This is a genomic window from Pseudomonas sp. S30, assembly GCF_016518545.1.
Taxonomy (GTDB): domain Bacteria; phylum Pseudomonadota; class Gammaproteobacteria; order Pseudomonadales; family Pseudomonadaceae; genus Aquipseudomonas.
Genome location: NZ_JACVTO010000031.1, coordinates 23,016 through 39,299, shown reverse-complemented (window position 1 = coordinate 39,299; position 16,284 = coordinate 23,016). Strand labels below are relative to the sequence as shown.

At 64.9% G+C, this 16,284-nt stretch carries 13 protein-coding genes and 1 pseudogene; 10 read left to right on the top strand and 4 right to left on the bottom strand.

The genetic code is table 11. The features are described from left to right. Positions 1-102 precede the first annotated feature (102 nt). A complete protein-coding gene (locus IAE34_RS23350; RefSeq protein ID WP_200141323.1) occupies positions 103-537 on the bottom strand; it encodes a type II toxin-antitoxin system RatA family toxin in 435 nt (144 codons plus the stop codon). A 160-nt stretch (positions 538-697) separates the two neighbouring features. On the opposite strand from IAE34_RS23350, the gene smpB reads away from it, so the two are divergent. Further along, on the top strand, positions 698-1,180 hold the full coding sequence (smpB, locus tag IAE34_RS23345) for an SsrA-binding protein SmpB (RefSeq protein WP_200141322.1): 483 nt from the start codon (positions 698-700) through the stop codon (positions 1,178-1,180). A 28-nt stretch (positions 1,181-1,208) separates the two neighbouring features. On the opposite strand, the gene IAE34_RS23340 is transcribed toward smpB, so the two are convergent. Next, complete coding sequence (locus IAE34_RS23340) at positions 1,209-1,976, bottom strand: FCD domain-containing protein (protein WP_200141321.1); 768 nt, start codon at positions 1,974-1,976, stop codon at positions 1,209-1,211. A gap of 245 nt (positions 1,977-2,221) precedes the next feature. Here IAE34_RS23340 and IAE34_RS23335 point away from each other — a divergent pair, with 245 nt between their 5' ends. The 7 genes from IAE34_RS23335 (at position 2,222) to IAE34_RS23305 (ending at position 12,560) form a co-directional block, all read left to right on the top strand. Then, a complete protein-coding gene (locus tag IAE34_RS23335; protein ID WP_200141320.1) occupies positions 2,222-3,892 on the top strand; it encodes a lactate permease LctP family transporter in 1,671 nt (556 codons plus the stop codon). Positions 3,893-3,953: 61 nt separating this feature from the next. Then, complete coding sequence (lldD, locus tag IAE34_RS23330) at positions 3,954-5,099, top strand: FMN-dependent L-lactate dehydrogenase LldD (protein ID WP_200141319.1); 1,146 nt, start codon at positions 3,954-3,956, stop codon at positions 5,097-5,099. A 73-nt stretch (positions 5,100-5,172) separates the two neighbouring features. After that, a complete protein-coding gene (locus IAE34_RS23325; protein WP_200141318.1) occupies positions 5,173-7,983 on the top strand; it encodes an FAD-binding and (Fe-S)-binding domain-containing protein in 2,811 nt (936 codons plus the stop codon). A gap of 160 nt (positions 7,984-8,143) precedes the next feature. Continuing rightward, positions 8,144-9,364 carry an MFS transporter gene (locus IAE34_RS23320; RefSeq protein WP_200141317.1) on the top strand — a complete coding sequence of 407 codons (1,221 nt, stop codon included), beginning with the start codon at positions 8,144-8,146 and terminating at the stop codon, positions 9,362-9,364. A gap of 199 nt (positions 9,365-9,563) precedes the next feature. Next, the gene (locus IAE34_RS23315; protein WP_200141316.1) at positions 9,564-10,859 is read left to right on the top strand and encodes an NCS2 family permease; all 1,296 of its coding nucleotides are present in this window, start codon (positions 9,564-9,566) and stop codon (positions 10,857-10,859) included. Then, positions 10,856-11,941 carry a tRNA (uridine(54)-C5)-methyltransferase TrmA gene (trmA, locus tag IAE34_RS23310; protein WP_200141315.1) on the top strand — a complete coding sequence of 362 codons (1,086 nt, stop codon included), beginning with the start codon at positions 10,856-10,858 and terminating at the stop codon, positions 11,939-11,941. Before IAE34_RS23315 ends, trmA begins: the two co-directional genes overlap by 4 nt. A 181-nt stretch (positions 11,942-12,122) precedes the next feature. After that, positions 12,123-12,560 (top strand): cupin domain-containing protein, encoded by a 438-nt coding sequence (locus tag IAE34_RS23305; protein ID WP_200141314.1) that lies wholly within the window; start codon positions 12,123-12,125, stop codon positions 12,558-12,560. 38 nt (positions 12,561-12,598) lie between these two features. Here IAE34_RS23305 and pcaG read toward each other — a convergent pair whose 3' ends face one another. Then, positions 12,599-13,204, bottom strand: coding sequence for a protocatechuate 3,4-dioxygenase subunit alpha (gene pcaG / locus IAE34_RS23300; RefSeq protein WP_200141313.1), 606 nt, complete (start codon positions 13,202-13,204; stop codon positions 12,599-12,601). 11 nt (positions 13,205-13,215) lie between these two features. Continuing rightward, positions 13,216-13,935 (bottom strand): protocatechuate 3,4-dioxygenase subunit beta, encoded by a 720-nt coding sequence (gene pcaH / locus IAE34_RS23295; RefSeq protein WP_200141312.1) that lies wholly within the window; start codon positions 13,933-13,935, stop codon positions 13,216-13,218. 237 nt (positions 13,936-14,172) lie between these two features. Between pcaH and ypfJ the strand changes: the two genes are divergently transcribed. Beyond that, positions 14,173-15,063, top strand: coding sequence for a KPN_02809 family neutral zinc metallopeptidase (gene ypfJ / locus IAE34_RS23290; protein ID WP_200141311.1), 891 nt, complete (start codon positions 14,173-14,175; stop codon positions 15,061-15,063). A gap of 187 nt (positions 15,064-15,250) precedes the next feature. Next, positions 15,251-16,267, top strand: a pseudogene (locus IAE34_RS24840) (methyl-accepting chemotaxis protein); the annotation flags it as partial. Between the last annotated feature and the right edge of the window lie 17 nt (positions 16,268-16,284).

Here is a 16,284-nt window from a genome sequence, read left to right as displayed (position 1 = left end):
CGGTATCCGGTGGATCGTAAGGCTGCTCCGCTTAAGTGAACAGCATTACGGATCCAGTCCGGGCTTTTTCATGGGCGCTGCATGCGATGGAACGGCATGCAGCTAGCCGTACAGCTCCTTGGCCCGCTGGCAGAAGGCGTCGACCAGAGTGTTCGCGGCCTGGTTGAACAGCGGCCCCAAGGTCGCGCGCACCAGTGAGCCTGCATAGTCGAAGGACAGGTCCAGGCTGATCTTGCAGGCTTTCTCGCCCAGTGCCTTGAACACCCATACACCGTTGAGCTGAGTGAAAGGGCCTTCCTCCAGGTTCATTTCGATCGACTGCCCCGGCACCAGCACGTTGCGCGTGATGAAGTGCTGGCTCAATCCGCCCTTGGCCACCTCGAGTTTCGCCCGCATGGCGGTATCGCTGGACTCGATCACCGTCGAATCCGAACACCAGGGTAGAAAGTCAGGGTAGCTGGCCACGTCGTTGACCAGGTCGTAGAGCGCCTGGGCAGGGTATGGCAGCAGGGCGGAGCGTTGAATATGGGTAGTCATCCAGGCATCACTTCCAGGCTGGGCGGCAGCACCTCGCGGCGCTTCGGGACGATTCCCTGTAAGGGAACTATTCCTGCATTGTCCGGGATTCATCCTGTCGGCTCAAGCATACCGAACCCCATAGCCAGAGGCCGCGACGACTGCCTATAATGCCGCCCCTATGGCTAAGCAAAAGAAACATCCGACCGGGACCATCGCGCAGAACAAGAAAGCGCGACACGATTACTTCATCGAACACAAATTCGAGGCCGGACTGGTCCTGTCCGGTTGGGAAGTAAAGAGCCTGCGGGCTGGCAAGGCGCACCTGACAGACAGCTATGTGCTGCTCAAGGATGGCGAAGCCTGGCTGTTCGGCAGCCACATCGCCCCGCTGACCACTGCCAGCACCCACGTCATCGCCGACCCGATACGCACGCGCAAGCTGCTGCTCAACAAACGCGAGCTCGAGCGCGTGGAGGCTGCAGTGGCGCAGAAAGGCTACACCTGCGTGGCGTTGGCGCTGTACTGGAGCAAGCACCTGATCAAGTGCGAGATCGCACTGGGCAAGGGCAAGAAGGAGTTCGACAAGCGCGACACCCTGCGCGAGCGCGACTCCAACCGCGAGCTGCAACGGGCCGTACGCAACAAGGGCAAGGAAGAGTAATCCGCCCAGCACCGCCCCCGGCTTGCCATCAGCGCCCGCTGCGACGCTCCGCCCGAGCGACACGCTGGGCCTGTTGCCGCGCCTCCTCCAGCACCTCCTGCACATAGATGATGTGGCGGCTGGAGATCTCCCGGGCATCCTCCGCTCGTCCCTCGACGATCGCCTGGTAAAGCTCGCGGTGCTGGGCGATGAGCATGTCGCGGGTTTCGGGTCGCTGCTGGTACATGCCGCCGATATTGGTGACGACGTTGCGCTTGAGCAAGTCGAACAAACCGCGGATGGTGTGCAGCAGCACGGCATTATGGCTGGCCTCGGCAATCGCCAGGTGGAAGCGCGCATCGGCCGCGCCCTCCTCCGCCCGACTCACTTCACCTGGGCGGGCATAGCAATCCTGAAGCGTGTCGAAGGCTGCCTTGAGCCGCGCCCGGTCGGGCTCGGTCGCCCGCTGCGCCGCGTAGAAGGCGCATGACGCTTCCAGCGTGTGGCGAAACTCCAGCAAATCACGCTGGGCCTCAGGGTTACGCTCGAGCAACAGCAGCAGGGGATCGCTGAAGGTCGAGCCGAGAGACTCGGCCACATAGTTGCCGCCGCCTTGACGACTGATGAGCAAGCCCTTGGCGACCAGCTTCTGGATGGCCTCGCGCAGCGAGGGCCGTGATACGCCGAACTGCTCGGCCAGGGCGCGTTCGGCGGGCAGACGCTGCCCCGCGCTCAGCGTGCCTTCGAGAATCATCGCCTCCAGCCGATCGACGATATCATCGGACAAGCGCCGCTGGCGCACCTGGTCAAACACCATCACCTGCTCTCCACTGACCCCGCGGTCGATCGCGGGGTGTCTATTGTGCGCCTGCTCAAGGCGATCAGCCACAGCCCAGCGCGGCTACGCACCAATGCCTGCGGTCGGTCTGCGACCAAAGTCGTTTCTGGGACAAATTGACACATCCCTGGCAAGGCCTCTAACCTAGCCGTCAGCCATTGTAAATTGGTCTTACCAATTATCCAATGCCAGTGCTGACCAACAACAATTAGGGGTTACCCCATATGCAAACCTGGCAACAACTCTACGCACCACTCGGTAGCCTCGGGCTGTCCGCACTGGCGGCGGTCGTTCCCATCGTGTTCTTCTTCCTGGCGCTGGCCGTGTTCCGCCTCAAAGGTCACGTGGCAGGCAGCATCACTCTGGTACTGTCGATCCTGGTGGCGATCTTCGCCTTCCAGATGCCAGCGGACATGGCCCTGGCCGCTGCCGGCTATGGCTTCCTCTACGGCCTGTGGCCCATCGCCTGGATCATCGTGGCAGCGGTGTTCCTGTACAAACTCACGGTCAACAGCGGGCAGTTCGAGGTGATCCGCAGCTCGGTGCTGTCGATCACCGATGATCAGCGTCTGCAGGTGCTGCTGATCGGCTTCTGTTTCGGCGCGTTCCTGGAAGGTGCGGCCGGCTTCGGCGCCCCCGTGGCCATCACCGCAGCACTGCTGGTGGGCCTGGGCTTCAACCCCTTGTACGCCGCCGGTCTGTGCCTGATCGCCAACACCGCGCCGGTGGCCTTCGGTGCCCTCGGCATCCCGATCATCGTCGCGGGCCAGGTGACGGGCATCGACGCGTTTCACATCGGCGCCATGACCGGGCGCCAGCTGCCGCTGCTGTCGCTGTTCGTGCCATTCTGGTTGGTGTTCATGATGGATGGCACGCGCGGCGTGAAGGAGACCTGGCCTGCCGCGCTGGTCGCCGGTCTGAGCTTCGCCGTGACCCAGTACTTCACCTCCAATTTCATCGGACCGGAGTTGCCGGACATCACCTCCGCACTGGCCAGCCTGATCGCCCTGACCCTGTTCCTCAAGGTGTGGCAACCCAAGCGCTCGCTGACCCAGGTCGAAGGTGGGGCCGGCGCAGCGGTGGTCGTCCCTGTGGGTAGCCAGCCAACGCCCTACGGCTTCGGCGCTATCTTCAAGGCCTGGTCGCCGTTCCTGATCCTCACCGTACTGGTGACGATCTGGACCCTGAAGCCGTTCAAGGCTGCGTTCGCCTCCGGGGGCGCGATGTACGACTTCGTCTTCAACTTCGCGATCCCGCACCTGGATCAACTGGTGGTCAAGACCACCCCGATCGTAACCACGGCCACTGCGATGCCGGCGGTGTTCAAGCTCGACCCCCTCTCGGCTACCGGTACGGCGATCTTCCTGTCCGCACTGCTGTCGATGGCCGTGCTGAAAATTTCGCCGAAAACGGGTCTGACCACTTTCAAGGAAACACTGTGGGAATTGCGCTGGCCCATCCTGTCGATCGGCATGGTGCTGGCGTTTGCCTTCGTCACCAACTACTCCGGCATGTCCTCGACGCTGGCGCTGGTTCTGGCCGGCACTGGCGCGGCGTTCCCGTTCTTCTCGCCGTTCCTGGGCTGGCTGGGGGTGTTCCTCACCGGTTCCGATACTTCGTCCAATGCACTGTTCAGCTCGCTGCAGGCCACCACCGCACATCAGATCGGCGTCAGCGATACCTTGCTGGTGGCGGCCAACACCAGCGGCGGGGTGACCGGCAAGATGATCTCGCCCCAGTCCATCGCCGTGGCCTGCGCGGCCACCGGGCTGGTCGGCAAGGAATCGGACCTGTTCCGCTTCACCCTCAAGCACAGCCTGTTCTTCGCCACCCTCGTGGGCCTGATCACCCTGATCCAGGCCTACTGGCTGACCGGCATGCTGGTTCCTCACTAAAGTGAAAGGGGCCGGACGCGCAGGTGTCCGGCATCGCCTTCAACCCAAGCTGCGAGATCCCATGATCATTTCCGCCTCCACCGACTATCGCGCCGCGGCGCAGCGCAAGCTGCCGCCGTTCCTTTTCCACTACGCCGACGGTGGGGCCTACGCCGAGCACACGCTGCGCCACAACGTCTCGGACCTGGCCAGCATCGCCCTGCGCCAGCGCGTGCTGAAGAACATGTCCGAGCTGAGCCTTGAGACCGAGCTGTTCGGGGAAAAACTCAGCATGCCGGTCGCCCTGGCGCCGGTCGGGCTCACCGGCATGTACGCCAGGCGTGGCGAGGTGCAGGCTGCGCGTGCCGCGGCGGCACACGGTATCCCGTTCACGATGTCGACGGTCTCGGTGTGCCCGATCGAAGAGGTGGCACCGGCGATCGACCGGCCGATGTGGTTTCAGCTCTATGTGCTCAAGGACCGCGGCTTCATGCGCAACGCGTTGGAGCGGGCCAAGGCCGCCGGGGTGAGAACCCTGGTATTCACCGTCGACATGCCCACACCCGGCGCGCGCTACCGTGACGCGCATTCGGGCATGAGCGGCAGGAACGGCCCGCTGCGGCGCATGCTGCAGGCCATGGTCCATCCACGATGGGCCTGGGATGTCGGCGTAATGGGCCGTCCGCACGATCTGGGCAATATCTCCACCTACCGCGGCAACCCCACGGGACTGGCCGATTACATCGGCTGGCTGGCGGCCAACTTCGACCCGTCGATTTCCTGGAAGGACCTGGAGTGGATTCGCGAATTCTGGGACGGACCGATGATCATCAAGGGCATTCTCGATGCCGACGACGCCCGCGATGCGGTGCGCTTCGGCGCCGATGGCATCGTCGTGTCCAACCATGGCGGCCGCCAGCTCGACGGCGTGCTGTCCAGCGCCCGCGCCTTGCCGGCGATCGCCGACGCGGTGAAGGGCGAGCTGAAGATCCTCGCCGATTCGGGTATCCGCAGCGGCCTGGACGTGGTGCGCATGATCGCCCTGGGCGCCGACAGCGTGCTGATCGGCCGCGCCTTCCTGTGGGCCCTGGCAGTTCACGGCCAGGCCGGGGTGAAGAATCTGCTGGAACTGTTCGAGAAAGAGATGCGCGTGGCCATGGTCCTGACCGGGACCAAGCGCGTCGGTGAGATCACCCGCGATTCGCTGGTCCGCGAACTGGGCGCCTGAACCCTGCATCATAGAGCCCGTCAAGCCTGGGGCACCTCGCGCAGCAGACGCGTCGGCCCCGTGAGGAGAGTGCATGAGTCTACCCGCCGCGTTCGTCCGTGATGTCGAGCGCCTGATACCCGCCGATCGTCGATTCGACGACCCGACCTCGACCCTGGCCTTCGGCACCGACGCCAGCTTCTATCGCCTGATCCCCAAGCTGGTGGTGCGCGTGGAGTCCGAGGACGAGGTGGTCGGGCTGATCCGCCTGGCCGCACGCGAGCGCGTGGCGATCACCTTTCGCGCGGCCGGTACGAGCCTGTCGGGTCAGGCCCTCAGCGATTCGGTGCTGATCGTGCTGGGTGATCGCTGGAACGGCCGCGAGATCCGCAATCAAGGCGAGCAGATCCGTCTGCAACCGGGGGTGATCGGCGCCCAGGCCAATGCCTGGTTGGCGCCCTATGGCCGCAAGATCGGTCCCGACCCGGCGTCGATCAATGCCTGCAAGATCGGCGGCATCGTCGCCAACAACGCCAGCGGCATGTGCTGCGGCACCGCGCAGAACACCTACCACACCCTGGCGGGCTTGCGCCTGGTGCTGGCCGACGGCACCTGCCTGGACAGCGAGGAGCCGGCCAGTGTGGCGGCCTTCGAGCGCAGCCATGCGCCCCTGCTGGAGGAATTGGCCCGCCTGGGCCGCGAAACCCGGGCCAACCTGTCGCTGGCCGAGCGCATCCGTCACAAATACCGACTGAAGAACACCACCGGTCTGTCGCTCAATGCACTGGTGGACTACGACGCGCCGCTGGACATCCTGCAACACCTGCTGGTGGGTTCCGAGGGCACATTGGGCTTCATCAGCGCGGTGACCTATCACACGGTACCTGACCACCCGCACAAGGCCAGCGCGCTGCTGGTGTTCCCCAGCGTGGAAAGCTGCTGCCGTGCGGTCACGGTGCTCAAGCGCCAACCGGTTTCGGCCGTGGAGCTGCTGGACCGCCGCAGCCTGCGCTCGGTGCAGGGAATGCCAGGCATGCCGGCATGGGTTCAGGGCTTGTCGGACGGTGCCTGCGCCCTGCTGATCGAGTCGCGCGCTGCGATTCAGGGGCTGCTGCACGAGCAGCTGGCCCAGGTGATGAGCGCCCTGGACGGCTTCGCGCTGGAACAGCAGGTCGATTTCAGCGAGGATCCGGCCGTGTACAACCTGCTGTGGAAGATCCGCAAGGACACCTTCCCCGCAGTGGGCGCAGTCCGCCAGACCGGCACCACGGTGATCATCGAGGACGTGACCTTCCCCGTGGAGCAGCTCGCCGAGGGCGTGAACCGGTTGATCCAGCTGTTCGACAAGCACCGCTACGACGAAGCGATCATTTTCGGCCACGCGCTGGAAGGCAATCTGCATTTCGTCTTCACCCAGGGTTTCAACAGCGCTGCCGAGATCGCCCGCTACCAGGCGTTCATGGAGGATGTCGCGCAGTTGGTGGCCGTGGAGTTCGGTGGCTCGCTCAAGGCCGAGCACGGCACAGGCCGCAACATGGCGCCTTTCGTCGAGCTGGAGTGGGGCCAGGACGCCTACCGGCTGATGTGGCAGCTCAAGCGACTGCTCGATCCGCAAGGCATCCTCAATCCCGACGTGGTGCTCAGCGATGATCCGGCGATCCACCTCAAGCACCTGAAGCCGCTGCCGGCGGCGGACGAGATCGTCGACAAATGCATCGAGTGCGGGTTCTGCGAACCCGTGTGCCCGTCCAGAGGGCTGACCTTGAGCCCCCGCCAGCGCATCGTCATGTGGCGGGACATCCAGGCCAAGGAGCGCGCGGGCATCGACACCCGCGAGTTGAGGCGCACCTACCAGTACCAGGGCATCGACACCTGCGCAGCGACCGGCCTGTGTGCGCAGCGCTGTCCGGTGGGCATCAATACCGGGGACCTGGTGAAGAAACTGCGCGCCCAGGCCGCCGGCCAACCGAAAAGCGCCGCCTGGGTGGCCGAGCATTTCCACGGGGTACTGCGCGCTGCGCGCCTGACGCTGGCCGTCGCCGATGGCGCGCGCAGGCTGCTGGGCGCGCCACGGCTGGCACGCCTGAGCAGTGGGTTGCGCACGCTCAGCGGCGACCGCCTGCCGCGATGGACGCCGGCCCTGCCACAACCGCTCGAGCCGATCGCCATCCATGCGGCCCGCCTGGATGCACGCCCTCGCGTGGTCTATCTGGCCGCCTGCGTGTCGCGGGTGATGGGGCCGGCCTATGCTGACCGCGAGCGCACGTCCTTGCTGGACAAGACCTACGCGCTGCTGGAAAAAGCCGGTTACCAGGTGGTGTTCCCCGACCAGGCCGACAGCCTGTGCTGCGGTCAGCCTTTCGCCTCCAAGGGCTACACCGCGCAGGCCGAGCACAAACGCCAGGAGTTGCTCGCCGCACTGCTGCACGCCAGCCGCGGCGGCATCGACCCGATCTACTGCGACACCAGCCCCTGTACCCTGCGCTTGGTGCAGGATCTGGGAGACAGTCGCCTGGACCTGTACGACCCGGTGCGCTTCATCCGCATGCACCTGCTCGACAAACTGGAGTTCACCCCGCAAGACCAGCCGGTGGCGGTGCATGTGACGTGCAGCACCCAACATCTGGGGGAAAGCCAGGCGCTGATCGACCTGGTACGCCGATGCAGCAAACAGGTGGTGGTGCCCGAGGGCATCCACTGCTGCGGGTTCGCCGGTGACAAGGGCTTCACCACACCGCAGCTCAATGCTCACGCACTGCGAGACCTGAAGCAGGCGGTGCAGCAGTGCAGTGAAGGGATTTCCACCAGCCGCACCTGCGAGATCGGGTTGTCGGACCACAGTGGGATCGACTATCACGGCCTGGTGTACCTGGTGGACAGGGTGACCCGGGCGCGACGCGTGTAAGACAGTGGCGAAGGGATACCGCTGGATGAGCACGGCGGCGGCGCGACGCCTGCCGCAGCGCCGCCGGTCAACTCGGGCGCGGCCACCGCGCGACTTGCAACTCTTTGTTACAAGTAAATGATAGGCTGCTAACTTCCTCCTTCGAAGACGTAGCCCACCGATGTCAGACTCCGCACCGCTGTTGCTGCGTCACCACCGTCCGTTCATCGCCTTCTGGCTGGCGCGGGTGTTCACCGCCAGTGGTTTCCAGATGCTCACCGTCGCCATCGGTTGGCATCTGTACCAGCTCACCGGCAACGTGCTCGACCTCGGCCTGGTGGGCCTGGTGGAGTTCGCGCCGCGCGTGCTGTTCATGCTGCACACCGGGCATGTGGCCGACCGTTACGACCGGCGCAAGGTCGCCGCACTGTGTCAGAGCCTTCAGGGGCTGATCGCCCTGGCCCTGGCGCTGGGCAGCGCCACCGACAGCGTGAGCCGCGAACTGATCTTCCTGCTGGCATTCCTGCTGGGTGCCACCCGTGCGTTCGAAATGCCGGCCACCCAGGCGCTGCTGCCCAATGTGGTGCCGCCGACGCTGTTCCCCCGCGCCGTCGCCGCCTCGGCATCGGCGACCCAGGCCGCGACCATCGTCGCGCCGGCGTTCGGCGGTCTGCTTTATGCCTTCGGCAGCGTCTGGGTGTATGGCCCGACGGTGGCGTTGTACGCCATTGCCTGCCTGCTGACGCTCAGCCTCGACGCGCGTCGCCAGACACCGCAGACGGGCCGCGCTAGCCTGGATTCGCTGCTGGCGGGTATTCGCTTCATCCGCAGCCGTCCCGACATCCTCGGCGCCATCTCCCTGGACCTGTTCGCCGTGCTGCTCGGCGGCGCCACCGCGCTGCTGCCGGTGTTCGCCAGGGACATTCTGCTCACCGGCCCCTGGGGACTGGGCCTGTTGCGCTCGGCGCCAGCAGTGGGCGCGCTGCTGATGTCGCTGTGGCTCGCGCGCTTCCCGGTGGAGCGCAAGGTCGGGCTGACCATGTTCACCGCCGTGGGGGTCTTCGGCGTCGCGACCATCGCCTTCGGCCTGTCGACCTCGTTCTGGTTCTCCCTGGCGGTACTGGTGGTGCTGGGTGCGGCGGACATGATCAGCATGGTGATCCGCAGCGCCTTCGTGCAACTGGAGACGCCGGACGAGATGCGCGGCCGCGTCAGCGCGGTCAATGGCCTGTTCATCGGTGCCTCGAATCAGCTCGGGGAGTTCGAATCCGGCGTCACCGCGCACTGGTTTGGCACAGTCCCGGCCGTGGTGTTGGGCGGCTTGGGCACGCTGGTGGTCACCGGGGTGTGGATGAAACTGTTCCCTTCCCTCGCCCGTCGCGACCGCATGCACAGCGATTGAGCCATCCCGACCACCGGCCTGCGAAGCGCTGCGCCCCACGCTCGACACAGCCGCCCGACAGCCATAGGCCACCGCTGCCCATGCTGGTATGATGCGCGGCTTTTTCGCACCCCACGCAAAACCACGGCACTCGGTACGGTCTGTGCTTTGCTGTTGAGGTCGAACACATTCACGGCGCCGCGGCGCCACGGGAGCAGGCATGCTGGAAAGGCTGTTTCAACTCAAGGCACACAACACCAACGTGCGCACCGAGATCCTCGCGGGCGTCACCACCTTCCTGGCCATGGCCTACATCCTGTTCGTGAACCCGAGCATCCTCGGCGAGACCGGCATGGACAAAGGCGCCCTGTTCGTCGCCACCTGCCTGGCCGCCGCGATTGGCTCGGTGATCATGGGCATGATCGCCAACTATCCGATCGCGCTGGCCCCAGGCATGGGGCTGAACGCCTTCTTCACCTATACCGTGGTCCTGCACATGGGGCATACCTGGCAGGTGGCGCTGGGTGCGGTGTTCATCTCGGCGGTGCTGTTCTTCATCCTGTCGATCCTGCGCATCCGCGAATGGATCGTGAACAGCATTCCGCTGCCGCTGCGTTCGGCCATCGCCGCCGGTATCGGCCTGTTCCTGGCGCTGATCGCCCTGCACAACGCCGGTATCGTGGTGGATAACCCGGCCACCCTGGTGGGCCTGGGCGATCTGCGCCAGCCAGCACCGATCCTGGCGACCCTGGGCTTCTTCCTGATCGTCGCCCTGGAGGCACTGAAGGTGCGCGGTGCGGTGCTGATCGGCATCCTCGCGGTGACCGTGGTGTCCATCCTGATCGGCGCCAGCCCGTTCGCCGGCGTGGTTTCGCTGCCACCATCGCTGGCGCCGACCTTCCTGCAACTGGACATCAAGGGGGCGCTGGACGTCGGTCTGGTCAGCGTGATCTTCGCCTTCCTGTTCGTCGACCTGTTCGACAACTCCGGCACCTTGATCGGCGTGGCCAAGCGTGCCGGGCTGATGGGCAAGGACGGCCACATGCCGAAGATGGGCCGGGCGCTGATCGCCGACAGCACCGCCGCCATGGCCGGCTCGCTGCTGGGCACCTCGACCACCACCAGCTACATCGAGTCCGCTGCCGGGGTGAGTGCCGGTGGCCGCACCGGCCTGACCGCCATCGTGGTGGCGGTGTTGTTCCTGCTCGCGCTGTTCTTCGCTCCCCTGGCCGGCAGCGTGCCCGCCTTCGCCACGGCGCCTGCCCTGCTGTTCGTCGCGGTGCTGATGGCCTCGGGACTGGCCGAGATCAACTGGGACGACATCACCGAGGCGGCACCGGTGGTGGTCACCGCCCTGGCCATGCCGCTGACCTACTCCATCGCCAACGGCATCGCCTTCGGCTTCATCGCCTGGACCGTCATCAAGCTGCTGTCCGGTCGTCGCCACGACCTCAACCCGGCGCTGGTGATCCTGTCCATCCTGTTCGTCATCAAGCTGGGCTGGTTCAACGCATGAGTGCTGTCTTCGACCCGTCGCAATACACCGCCCAACTGCAGGCCAAGGTCGAGCGCCTGAACGCGCTGCTGACGCCGTTCGCCGCCCCTGCCCCGGATGTGTTCGAGTCGCCGCGCGAGCACTATCGGCTGCGCGCCGAATTCCGCCTGTGGCGCGAGGAGGGCCAGCGTCATTACGCCATGTTCGCCCCGGGCGAAAAACACAAGGCGATCCTGATCGACGATTTCCCCATCGCCAGCCAGCGCATCAATGCCCTGATGCCCCGGCTCAAGGCGGCCTGGCAGGCCAACGAGGACCTGAGCAACCGGCTGTTCCAGGTGGAATTCCTGACCACCCTGGCGGGCGATGCGATGGTCACCCTGTGCTACCACCGCCCGCTGGACGACGCGTGGGAGGCCGCTGCACGGCAACTGGCAGGCGAACTGGAGGTCAGCGTCATCGGCCGCTCCAAGGGCAAACGGGTGGTGATCGGCCGTGACTACGCCGTGGAATCGCTGGCGATCGCCGGCCGTACGTTCACCTATCGCCAGCCAGAGGGCGCCTTCACCCAACCCAACGGCGCCGTGAACCAGAAGATGCTGGCCTGGGCCTGCGAGGCCATGGGGCAGCGCGACGACGACCTGCTGGAGCTGTACTGCGGCAACGGCAACTTCACCCTGCCGCTGGCCACCCGTGCCCGCCAGGTGCTGGCCACGGAGATCAGCAAGACTTCGGTGAACGCCGCGTTGCACAACCTGGACGAGAACGGCATCGACAACGTGCGCCTGGTACGCCTGTCGGCCGAGGAGTTGACCCAGGCGTTGAATGGTGTGCGACCCTTCCGCCGCCTCGAAGGCGTCGACCTGAAGCGCTACGACTTCGGCACCGTCTTCGTCGATCCGCCGCGCGCCGGCATGGACCCGGACACCTGCGAGCTGACCCGACGCTTCGAGCGCATCCTCTACATTTCCTGCAATCCGCAAACACTGGCGCAGAATATCGCCCAGTTGCAGGACACCCATCGGGTGGAGCGCTGTGCGCTGTTCGACCAGTTCCCCTATACCCATCACATGGAAAGCGGCGTGTTGCTGGTGCGACGCTGAGCGCTGGCTTCGAGCACCCGGCACATCGGTACCGGGCTCGAGCCGGGCGTGCAGGTGCGAAGGGATCAGGCAGCCTATACGCGCTGAATAAACGCATAAACCCTCGGAATTTGCCTACGGCTCCTAACGATCATGTGCCTTACCTTCGCTCCCTCACTTACTAGGGCGAAGGAGACTTCCCATGAATACCCTGCACAAATTCCTGGCGAGCCTCAGCCTTTGCGCTCTGGCAGGCACTGGCTATGCGGGTGACACAGCACTGGTCTCGGTACCGGACAACGCTGCACTGAAATGGCAAGTGGTGCCCAACACCCAGGAAGCCGTCAGCTACGCCAACGTCGAGGGCGACATCTTCGGCAAGGGGCCGTATTCGGCCTATGTAAAATTCAGGAAAGGCACCGACAACGGCCTGCACCAGCATACCCAGGCCCTGCCGACCGTCGTGCTGGCCGGCACCTTCTATGCGGTCATCGACGGCAAGCGCGTCGAGTATCCGGCAGGGGCCTACTACAAGCTGCCGGCCGACCTGGTGCACGAGAGCGGCTGCACCCCGGCGGCCGATTGCCTGCTGTTCCAGCATCAGGCCGATGCCTTCGACCTCAAGCCGGTCAAGGGCTGAATGCAAGGGGGGCCGCATCGCGCGGCCCCCCCTTGCATTCAGAAGTCGAAGAACACCGTCTCCCCTTCCCCCTGGATACGCATGTCGAAGCGGTAGGCTTTCTTGCCGTCCACTTCGCAGCGCCTGGCGATCAGGGTTTCCCGTCGCTGCGGTTGCTCGATCAGGTTGAGTACCGGGCACTTGGCATTGGCCTCGGCTTCATCCTCGAAATACAGCCGCGTATGCAGATGAATGTTGATGCCCCGTGCGAAGAGGCTGATGTTGATGTGCGGGGCCATGGGCACGCCGGCGGCATTGTTCACCACGCCCGGCTTGACCGTCTGCACCGTCCATTCGCCCGCATCGAAGGTCGTGGCGGTGCGGCCGAAGCTGTTGAAGGGTCGTTCCAGGTCGAAGTCGTCCTGGTACCGCCCCTCGGCGTCGGCCTGCCAGAGCTCCAGGAACGAGTCGCGCACCAGATGGCCATTACCGTCGTAGACATGACCGATCAGCACAATGTGCTCGCCCGGCGCTTCAGGACGCGCGAGGCGACTCCAGATTTCCTGCTCGCGGGTCGGGTTGCCGGCCGCTTCCAGGGCCAGGCCGATGTGCACGTAGGGGCCGGCGGTCTGCGAAGGGGTTTCCGGCAGCAGTTCGATGGGCATGACGGCGCTCCTCAGCGGTTTTCGAAGTGGGTCTGGCGCTGGCCGCGCAGGACGATGTCGAAGCGATAGGCCAGGCAATCCATGGGGTTGGCGTGGCTCATGTCCAGGCGTGCGATCAGTCGCTGAACCGCATCCGGATTGGCGATGGACTTGACGATCGGGCACAGCGGGATCAGCGGGTCGCCTTCGAAGTACAGTTGGGTGATCAGCTTGGTGGCGATGGCCGGCCCGCTGATGGAGAAGTGGATGTGCGCCGGGCGCCAGTCGTTCGGCCCGTTGCGCCAGGGGTACGGACCGGGCTTGATGGTGCGGAAGCTGTAGTAGCCATCGCGGTCGGTCAGGCAGCGGCCGACGCCACCGAAATTCGGGTCCAGCGGCGCCAGGTAGCGATCGTTCTTGTGCCGATAGCGACCGCCCGCGTTGGCCTGCCACATTTCCACCAGGGTATTGGCTACCGGCTTGCCGTACTGATCGACCACGCGCCCGGCGACGATGATGCGCTCGCCGATCGGCAGGCCACCGTGGTCGAAGTTCAGCAGCAGGTCGTGGTCATGTTCGCCCAAGCGCAGGTGGGAAAAATCCGGGCCGCTGGTTTCGCTGATCGATTGGGGGATGCTGACCAGCGCCTGGCGCGGCGAGCGAGCGATGGACGTCTTGTAGTCGGGAGTGAGGGCCTTGGGGTGCCAGTTGCGATCACGGATCACGAAGCGGCGGGTGTCCTGGGCGGGCATGCCGTTTTCCTCTCTTGGAATTATGGGCCTGGAAATAAAATACTGGGGCTTGCCAGCCTCCAGTCCGCCCGGGCGTGGCAGGCGGACCGACAGTGTCCGGCAGGGAGCGAGCCCGGCCTATTGAAACCTTCACCCACAGACATAACCGTTTGGTTATGCAACTTTCGATCGACTCACCGGCTCTCAAGCGCTGAACTATCCTGCATGCACTGCCCCTTCACAGCGGAGAAACTAACTATGGATTGGCGAAAAGGCCGACGCAGCGACAACGTGGTCGACGCACGCGGCGGCGGCGGCGGTGGGGGCGGCGGCATGCGCTTCGGCGGCGGCAAGGGCCTGGGCATCGGTGCGGTGCTGCTGATCGTCGGTATCGGCTGGCTGACCGGCCAGGACCCATTGCAGATCCTCGGCCAGTTGTCCGGGCAGGTGCAGCAACAGCAGGCGGCGCCCAGCGCCACCACGAGCAAGGCGCCGCCAGCCAACGACGAACAGGCGCAGTTCGTCGCCTCGATCCTGGGCGACACCGAGGACACCTGGAAGGCGCTGTTCGCCCAGGCCGGCCAGCAGTACCGCGACCCCAAGCTGGTGCTGTTCAGCGGCCAGGTCAATTCCGCCTGCGGCTTCGCCTCTTCGGCGGTCGGCCCCTTCTATTGCCCCGCCGACCAGCGCGTGTACCTCGACATGTCGTTCTTCCGCGAAATGGAAACCCGCTTCGCCGCGGCCGGGGACTTCGCCCAGGCCTACGTCATCGCCCACGAGATTGGCCACCATGTGCAGACCCTGCTCGGGGTGTCGGCCAAGGTCGATGCCGCGCGGCGCAGTGGCCAGCGGATGGAGGGCGACAATGGGCTGTTGGTGCGCCAGGAACTGCAGGCCGACTGCCTGGCCGGCGTATGGGCCTACCAGGCGCAGAAGCGCCTGAACTGGCTGGAGCCGGGCGATGTGGAAGAAGCGCTGAACGCGGCTAACGCCATCGGTGACGATCGACTCCAGCAGCAGGGCCGAGGCCGTGTGGTGCCGGACTCGTTCACCCACGGCACCTCAGCGCAACGTGTGCGCTGGTTCAAGACCGGCTTTGGCAGTGGCGACCTGAACCGCTGCGATACATTCGGCACCCGCGATCTCTGAACGCCCCAGCTGGGGCGTCTCGGCGCTTGCTCGGCACGCAATACGACCATTGGGTGATGTTCGCCTTCAAAAATGTTTCAGCCAGCGCGCACGCTGCCGATAAAGATGGATCCAAGCTGGCCCTCTAAAACAACAACGCCCAGCCACGTGAAATCTTTGCATCATTATATTTTTCTGGAGAGCGTGCATGAACAGATGGTTTGCCGACAAGAGCGTGAACCTCAAACTCGGACTGGGCTTCGGCCTGGTTCTTTTGCTGACCGGTCTACTGGCCCTGGCGAGTTGGACGAGCCTGGGCGGCATGATCAACCGCAGCAACTGGATGAGCGACATCACTCGGCTGAACATCGACCTCACCAACCTGCGGGTGGCCCGCCTTCAGTACATGATCGCCAACGGCGACGACGCCTCGGCGGCCACTACTCTGGCCAAGCTCGACACCTTCGCCGCCCAGCAGCAACGCCTGGAATCCACGTTCAAGAGCCCTGAAAACCTCAAGTTGCTTCGCGAACTGGGCAAGACCATCGCCGATTACCGCGTTTCGCTGGACAAGATGCGCGCCGGCTACAAAGTGCTGCTGAGCGCTCGCCAGACGCTGGACCAGAGCGCCGCTGCCGCCGTGACCGCCATCGAGGCCTTGAGTCAGACCGTGTTGGCCCGAGAGGACGGCGATACCGTACGGCTTCAACAGTATCTCGCGATCAGCAAGGCGCGCCAGCAATTGACGCAGTTGCGCCTGAACATGCGCGACTACATCAGCAGCTCCAGCGACGCGACCGAACAGGTCATGTTGCGCCAGTTGGAGCAGACCTTGGGCGAAATCGACGGGCTCAAGCGTCAGTTGACCAACGATGCGGCTGGCATCCAGCCGTTCGAGACTGCCGTGCGCGCCTATGGCGAGGCCGTGGGCCAACTGCGCGCCGCGACCACGCAGATCGCCGTGGCTCGTCAGGAAATGACCGTTCAGGGCGCCGACATCGTCAAGGTCAGCGACGAGTTGTACAAGATCCAGCTCGACCGTCGCGACGCCGAAAGCAGCGAAGCCCGTACTCTGCAGATCGGTGCCACACTGTTGGCCTTGCTGTTCGGCGTGCTGGCGGCCGTGGTCATCACCCGGCAGATCACCCGTCCGCTGCGCGAGACCTTGGACGTGGTGGAGCGCATCGCCAGCGGCGACCTGACGCAGAACCTTCAGGTGACCCGCCGCGACGAGCTCGGCGT